Origin of the sequence: Streptomyces sp. KLMMK, assembly GCF_036961605.1 — a bacterium.
GTDB lineage: Bacteria > Actinomycetota > Actinomycetes > Streptomycetales > Streptomycetaceae > Streptomyces > Streptomyces telluris.
Genome location: NZ_JBAMDC010000347.1, coordinates 1 through 6735, shown reverse-complemented (window position 1 = coordinate 6735; position 6735 = coordinate 1). Strand labels below are relative to the sequence as shown.

The window sequence follows — 6735 nt, the reverse complement described above, 5'->3', positions numbered from 1 at the left end:
GAGATCTACACCGAAGTTCTGTCGTCGGCAGCGTAAGATGTGGAGAAGAGACAGGCGCTTCCGGGGCCGGCACACCCCGGGCCGGCCCCGGCGGGCACCGGCACCGGCGTTCCACCCGGCGGATCTCCGGCCCCGGCTGCCCGGTTAGGGTGGCGGCGCGGCCTCAGCCGCAACCGCCGCATCATGCACACGCTGGGAGTCACCTTGATCGTCGTGGACGCCTCCGCACTCGTTCTGGCGCTCGCCGACGACGGGCCGCGGGGCGACGGCGCCCGCGCCGCGCTCGCGGCGGACGCCGAGTGGGCCGCTCCCGAGCACATCCTGGTGGAAGTCATGCAGTCCCTGCGCGGGCTGTACCTCGCGGGACAGGTGACCGCCGAGCGGGTGGCCGAAGTCGCCGGGGAGCTGCCCGGGCTGACGCTGCGGAAGGTCGCCGTCGAGCCCCTGCTGGGACGGATGTGGCAGCTGAAGGACAACCTCACGCCGGACGACGCGGCCTACGTCGCCGTCGCCGAGGAGCTGGGGGCGACGCTCGTGACGGCCGACCTGCGGCTGCTGCGCGCCACCGGCCCGCGCTGCCCGATCCGGGGCATCACCGACGCGGCGGGCACCGCCACCGCGTCCGACCGCTCCTGACGGGATCCCGCCCCGCGCCGCCCGGCCACCCCGCTCCGCCATCCAGTGAAAGGGGAACGATGACCACCATCGACGACGCCGTACTCCTGCGCAGGGAGGGGCGCGCGGGCCGTATCACCCTCAACCGGCCCCGCACCATCAACGCGCTCACCCACGCCATGGTCCGCCGCATCCGCGCCGCCCTGGACGCGTGGGAGCACGACGACGCCGTGACCACGGTGGTGCTCGACGGCGCGGGCGAGCGCGGCCTGTGCGCGGGCGGCGACGTCCGCGCCGTCCACGACGACGTCCGCGCCGGGCGCGGCGCCGAGGCCGGGGAGTTCTGGCGCGACGAGTACCGGCTCAACGCCCGGATCGCCGCCTACCCCAAGCCGTACGTCGCCCTCATGGACGGCCTGGTGATGGGCGGCGGCGTCGGCCTGTCCGCGCACGGCGGCATACGGGTCGTCACCGAACGGTCGGCGGTGGCCATGCCCGAGACGGCCATCGGCTTCGCGCCCGACGTCGGCGGCACGTACCTGCTCTCCCGGGCCCCGGGCGAACTGGGCACGCACCTCGCCCTGACGACCTCGCGCATGGGCCCGGGCGACGCCGTGCGCGCCGGCTTCGCCGACCACTTCGTCCCGGCGGCGCGGCTGGCGGAGTTCACTGCCGCGCTGGCCGTGGCCGAACCCGCCGAGGCCGTACGGGACTTCGCCGCCCCGGCACCCGCCGGTGAACTGGCCGCACAGCAGGACTGGATCGACCACTGCTACTCCGCCGGCACGGTCGAGGAGATCCTCGGCCGGCTCACCGGGAGCGGCGTCGCGGAGGCCGGGAAGGCGGCGGAGGCGATCCTGGGCAAGTCGCCCACGGCGCTGAAGGTCACGCTGAGCGCGCTGCGCCGCGCCCGCCGCCTGCCCGGCCTGCCCGAGGTGCTGGAGCAGGAGTACCGCGTCATATGCGCCTCGCTGGCCGACCCCGACCTGCTGGAGGGCATCCGCGCGCAGGTCGTCGACAAGGACCGCACGCCGCGGTGGGTGCCCGCCCGGCTGGAGGACGTGACGGACGCGGACGTGGAGCGGCACTTCGCGCCGGTGGACGGCGGCGGGCTCGGGCTCGCCTGACCCTGCCCGGCTCCGGCCCCCACCGGCCCCGGAGCCGCCGCCGGCCCGGTCACGTCCCCGTCATGTGCCGAACAGCTGCGTCCAGTAGGTACCCGCCCGGCTGCCCGTGGCGTAGCCGACGCCGATGTGCGCGAAGTCCGGTTTGAGGATGTTCGCGCGGTGGCCGGGGCTGTTCATCCAGCCCCGGACGACTTCCGCCGCGCTGCGCTGCCCGCAGGCGATGTTCTCGCCGATGCCCGGGTGCGGGCACCCCGCCGCCCGCGCCCGGTCCCAGGGCTCGCTCCCCTCCGGCGACGTGTGGGCGTAGAAGTCGCGGGCGACCATGTCGTCGCTGTGCGCCTGCGCGGCGGCGGCCAGCCGGGGGTCGGCGGCCAGCGGGCGCAGACCGGCCGCGGCGCGCTCGGCGTTGGTGAGGGCGGTGACCTCCGCGGCCAGCCGGGCGAGCCCGCCGGGGCTCATGGGCGCGGCCCACACGGCGGTCCAGTAGGTGTCCCCCGAGGGTGCCGCCGCGTGGCCCACGCCGACGTGGGCGACGGATGGATCCCGGAACGGCAGTGCCCGCTCGCTCCCGCCCAGGCAGTAGGCGACGAACTCGGCCGGGGTGCGCGGGCCGGAGACGAGGTGCTCGGTGACGGTCAGGCAGTGATAGCCGGTGGCGGCTATGCGGTGGTGGAGGGACGTCCCGTCCGGGCTCTCGGCGGCGAGGCGGCCGTGCGCGGCCATGTCCGCGGCGTGCGCCCGGGCCGCCGCGACCAGCCGGTGCTCGACGGTCACGGACGGCACCCCGGCCGCGGACCGCTCGGCGTTCACGAGGGCGGCGAAGGCATCACCCGTCGCGTCCGGGCTGTGCGTCGCCTGCGCCCTGTCTCCCCCGTCTCCCTCGTCCGCCACGTCCACGCCGAAGTCCCTGGCCACGCCCGCGAGTCCGTCCGCGTAGCCCTGGCCCAGGGCCCGTATCCTCCAGCCGGTGCCGCGCCGGTAGAGCTCGGCGAGCAGGAGGACGGTCTCGCGGTCGGGGCGGGGCGGCGCGAAGCGCGCCAGCACGGCTCCCCCGCCGCCGGCGACCGTCAGCACGGGGAGGGGCAGCGAGCCGAGCGGCGTACCGGGATCCGCCGGGCTCACCACGACCGTGACGCGTTCCGCGCCCGCGCGCAGCCCCCCGGGGTCGACGGTGACGGTGTCACCGTCGAGCCGGGCCCCCGGCGCGAACGGCTGGTTGAAGAAGACGAAGTCCCCGTCCCCGGCCACCTTTCCCGCCTCGCCGGTGACGATCACCGAAAGGTCGAAGGGGCCGGGCACGCGGAGCGCGAACGTGCCGTCGGGCAGCATGGCGTTCTCGCCGGTGACCAGGTCGTTCATCGCGGCTCCTCCGGGGCTCCGGCCGCGGGTCGGCCGGTCCGGGGAAAACGCGCCGTGGAGCCGGGAGGTTCCCGGAGCCCGAGGCACCGCCTTTACCCTCAAACGCCGGACAGGCTCTTAATTTTTGTGGCGGAACGCCTCCAGCAGCCGCTCCGCCGCCAGGCTCGCCGGCAGCGTGCCCTCGCGCACCTGCCGTTCGATCCCCGGCCCGGCCGCCCGGACCGCGGGGTGGTCGCGCAGCTCGTTCAGGAGCTGTTCGCGGACCATCGTCCACACCCAGTCGACCTGCTGCTCGCGGCGCCGCGCGGCCAGCGCCCCGGTGCTCTCCTGGACGCGCCGGTGCTGCTCCAGCCGGTCCCACAGGACGTCCAGGCCGGTGTTCTCGCGGGCGCTGCAGGTCAGCACGGGCGGGTTCCAGGCGGCGTCCGGCGGCTGCAGCAGGCGCAGCGCTCCGGCCAGTTCGCGGGCGGCGGCCTTGGCGTCGCGCTCGTGGGGGCCGTCGGCCTTGTTGACGGCGACGATGTCGGCCAGTTCGAGGACGCCCTTCTTGATGCCCTGGAGCTGGTCGCCCGTGCGGGCGAGGGTGAGCATGAGGAAGCTGTCGACCATGTCGGCGACGGCGGTCTCGGACTGGCCGACGCCGACGGTCTCCACGAGCACGACGTCGTGGCCTGCGGCCTCCATGACCACGATGGTCTCGCGGGTGGCCCGGGCCACGCCGCCGAGGGTGCCGGCCGTGGGCGAGGGCCGGACGAAGGCGGCGGGGTCGGCGGCGAGGCGCTCCATGCGGGTCTTGTCGCCCAGGATGCTGCCGCCGGTCCGGCTGGAGGACGGGTCGACGGCGAGGACGGCGACCCGGTGGCCGAAGCCGGTGAGCATCGTGCCGAAGGCGTCGATGAAGGTGGACTTGCCGACGCCCGGCACGCCGGTGATGCCGATCCGCCGGGCCGCCCCCGCGTGCGGGAGCAGCTCGGTCAGCATCCGCTGGGCGAGGGCCCGGTGGTCGGCCCGGGTGGACTCGACCAGGGTGATGGCGCGTGCGACGACCGCGCGCTTGCCGTCGAGCACGCCCTTCACGTAGGCGTCGATGTCGATCGTCCGTGCCATCGTCAGGGGCCCTTGCTCACAGCTCGTGGCCAAGGACCCCGGCGAGGGTCTTCAGCAGGTCGTGGGCGGCGTCCGGGATGACCGTGCCGGGCGGGAAGACCGCGGCGGCGCCCATCTCCAGCAGCGTGGGGACGTCCTGCGGCGGGATGACGCCGCCGACGACGATCATGATGTCCTCGCGTCCCTGCTCCGCCAGCTGTTCGCGCAGCGCCGGCACGAGCGTGAGGTGGCCGGCCGCGAGGGAGGAGACGCCGACGATGTGCACGTCGGCCTCCACCGCCTGCCGGGCGACCTCCTCGGGCGTCTGGAAGAGCGGGCCGACGTCGACGTCGAAGCCGAGGTCGGCGAAGGCGGTGGCGATGACCTTCTGGCCGCGGTCGTGGCCGTCCTGGCCCATCTTGGCGACGAGGATGCGCGGGCGGCGGCCGTCCTCCTGCTCGAACGCCTCGACCAGGGCGCGGGTGCGCTCCACGCCGGACGACGGGCCGGCCTCTTCGCGGTACACACCGGAGATCGTACGGATCTGCCCGGCGTGCCGTCCGTAGACCTTCTCCAGTGCGTCGGAGATCTCACCGACGGTCGCCTTGGCACGGGCGGCGTTCACGGCGAGGGCCAGGAGGTTGCCCTCCAGGCCCGGGCCGGAGCCGGCCTCCGCGGCGCGGGTCAGCGCGTGCAGGGCGTCCTGGCAGGCCGCCTCGTCGCGTTCGGCGCGCAGGCGGCGCAGCTTCTCGATCTGCTGGGTGCGCACGGAGGAGTTGTCGACCTTGAGGACCTCGATCTGCTCGTCGCTGTCCACCCGGTACTTGTTGACGCCGATGACGGGCTGCCGCCCGGAGTCGATGCGGGCCTGGGTGCGGGCCGCGGCCTCCTCGACGCGCAGCTTGGGGATGCCCGCGTCGATAGCCTGGGCCATGCCGCCCGCGGCCTCGACCTCCTCGATGTGCTGCCAGGCGCGCCGCGCGAGGTCGTGGGTGAGCCGCTCGACGTAGGCGCTGCCGCCCCACGGGTCGATGACCCGGCAGGTGCCGGACTCCTGCTGCAGCAGCAGCTGGGTGTTGCGGGCGATGCGGGCGGAGAAGTCGGTGGGCAGGGCGAGGGCCTCGTCCAGGGCGTTGGTGTGCAGCGACTGGGTGTGTCCCTGGGTCGCGGCCATGGCCTCCACGCACGTGCGGGCCACGTTGTTGAAGACGTCCTGCGCGGTCAGCGACCAGCCCGAGGTCTGCGAGTGGGTGCGCAGCGACAGCGACTTGGTGTTCTGCGGCTCGAAGCGCTTGACGAGCCGGGCCCACAGCAGCCGGGCGGCGCGCAGCTTGGCGATCTCCATGAAGAAGTTCATGCCGATCGCCCAGAAGAAGGAGAGCCGGGGCGCGAACGCGTCGACGTCCAGGCCCGCTCCGATGCCCGCCTTCAGGTACTCCACGCCGTCGGCGAGGGTGTAGGCGAGCTCCAGGTCGGCCGTGGCCCCGGCCTCCTGGATGTGGTAGCCGGAGATGGAGATGGAGTTGTAGCGCGGCATCTTCTGCGAGGTGTACGCGAAGATGTCGGAGATGATCCGCATCGAGGGCCCGGGCGGATAGATGTAGGTGTTGCGGACCATGAACTCCTTGAGGATGTCGTTCTGGATGGTCCCGGCCAGCTTCTCGGGCGGTACGCCCTGCTCCTCGGCGGCGACGATGTAGAGGGCGAGGACGGGCAGCACGGCGCCGTTCATCGTCATCGACACGCTCATCCTGTCCAGCGGGATGCCGTCGAAGAGCTGCCGCATGTCGTAGATGGAGTCGATGGCCACGCCTGCCATGCCGACGTCGCCGGTGACGCGCGGGTGGTCGCTGTCGTAGCCGCGGTGGGTCGGCAGGTCGAAGGCGACGGACAGGCCCTTCTGACCGGCCGCCAGGTTGCGCCGGTAGAAGGCGTTGGACTCCTCGGCGGTGGAGAACCCGGCGTACTGCCGGATGGTCCAGGGCTGGTTGACGTACATCGTCGGGTACGGGCCGCGCAGGTAGGGCGCGATGCCGGGGTACGTGCCGAGGAAGTCGAGCCCGTGCAGGTCGTCGGCGGTGTAGAGCGGCTTGACGCCGATTCCCTCGGGGGTCTCCCAGACCAGGTCCTCGGCGCTCTTGCCGGTGGCCTCCTTCAGGGCCGCGCGCCAGTGGCCGGGGTCGGCCGCCCGGCCGGCGTCCGCCGGGCCCAGCTCGATTCCGGAGAAGTCGGGAATGGGCATCACGCGACTCCGATGCAGTCGAGGACGGAGGAGAGGACGGCGACGGCGTCACCGCCGGCGAAGACGAACTCGTCGACCCCGGCCCGCAGATACGCCTCCCGCTGCTCGCCGCCGGGCTTCCCCGCGAGCAGGACCCGGCCCGCGCCCGCGGCCTTGAGCGCTGCGGCGACGGCTTCGGCCTGCTCGGCGTAGAGCTTGTCACCGGAGCACAGGCAGGCCACGCCGGCGCCGCTGCGCGCGAACGCCTCGGCGACGGATTCCGCGTCGACCGTGGCGGGGTCGTGCACGGGCTCGACGCCGCCGGCC

Annotated in this window: 5 protein-coding genes and 1 pseudogene; 2 read left to right on the top strand and 4 right to left on the bottom strand. The window is 73.9% G+C overall.

Features of this window, described 5'->3' with window-relative positions; translation table 11 throughout:
* The first annotated feature begins 183 nt into the window (after nt 1–183).
* Both V7793_RS30530 and V7793_RS30525 read left to right on the top strand, forming a co-directional pair.
* Nucleotides 184–636, top strand: a complete 453-nt coding sequence (locus V7793_RS30530; RefSeq protein ID WP_336012596.1) for a type II toxin-antitoxin system VapC family toxin — start codon at nt 184–186, stop codon at nt 634–636.
* Between the two features lie 59 nt (nt 637–695).
* The gene (locus tag V7793_RS30525) at nt 696–1742 is read left to right on the top strand and encodes an enoyl-CoA hydratase/isomerase family protein (RefSeq protein ID WP_336012593.1); all 1047 of its coding nucleotides are present in this window, start codon (nt 696–698) and stop codon (nt 1740–1742) included.
* Between the two features lie 60 nt (nt 1743–1802).
* Here V7793_RS30525 and V7793_RS30520 read toward each other — a convergent pair whose 3' ends face one another.
* The 4 genes and pseudogenes from V7793_RS30520 to V7793_RS30505 form a co-directional block, all read right to left on the bottom strand.
* Complete coding sequence (locus V7793_RS30520; RefSeq protein ID WP_336012591.1) at nt 1803–3101, bottom strand: CAP domain-containing protein; 1299 nt, start codon at nt 3099–3101, stop codon at nt 1803–1805.
* Between the two features lie 117 nt (nt 3102–3218).
* Nucleotides 3219–4208, bottom strand: a complete 990-nt coding sequence (gene meaB / locus V7793_RS30515; protein WP_336012588.1) for a methylmalonyl Co-A mutase-associated GTPase MeaB — start codon at nt 4206–4208, stop codon at nt 3219–3221.
* A 16-nt stretch (nt 4209–4224) separates the two neighbouring features.
* A complete protein-coding gene (gene scpA, locus V7793_RS30510) occupies nt 4225–6429 on the bottom strand; it encodes a methylmalonyl-CoA mutase (protein ID WP_336012585.1) in 2205 nt (734 codons plus the stop codon).
* A pseudogene (locus tag V7793_RS30505) lies at nt 6429–6735 on the bottom strand (methylmalonyl-CoA mutase); the annotation flags it as partial. The pseudogene V7793_RS30505 and the gene scpA, both read right to left, overlap by 1 nt.

Coding starts and splice junctions, on each gene's coding strand:
- V7793_RS30530 (WP_336012596.1), top strand. CDS start 184: ATGCACACGCTGGGAGTCACCTTGATCGTCGTGGACGCCTCCGCACTC.
- V7793_RS30525 (WP_336012593.1), top strand. CDS start 696: ATGACCACCATCGACGACGCCGTACTCCTGCGCAGGGAGGGGCGCGCG.
- V7793_RS30520 (WP_336012591.1), bottom strand. CDS start 3,101: ATGAACGACCTGGTCACCGGCGAGAACGCCATGCTGCCCGACGGCACG.
- meaB (WP_336012588.1), bottom strand. CDS start 4,208: ATGGCACGGACGATCGACATCGACGCCTACGTGAAGGGCGTGCTCGAC.
- scpA (WP_336012585.1), bottom strand. CDS start 6,429: ATGCCCATTCCCGACTTCTCCGGAATCGAGCTGGGCCCGGCGGACGCC.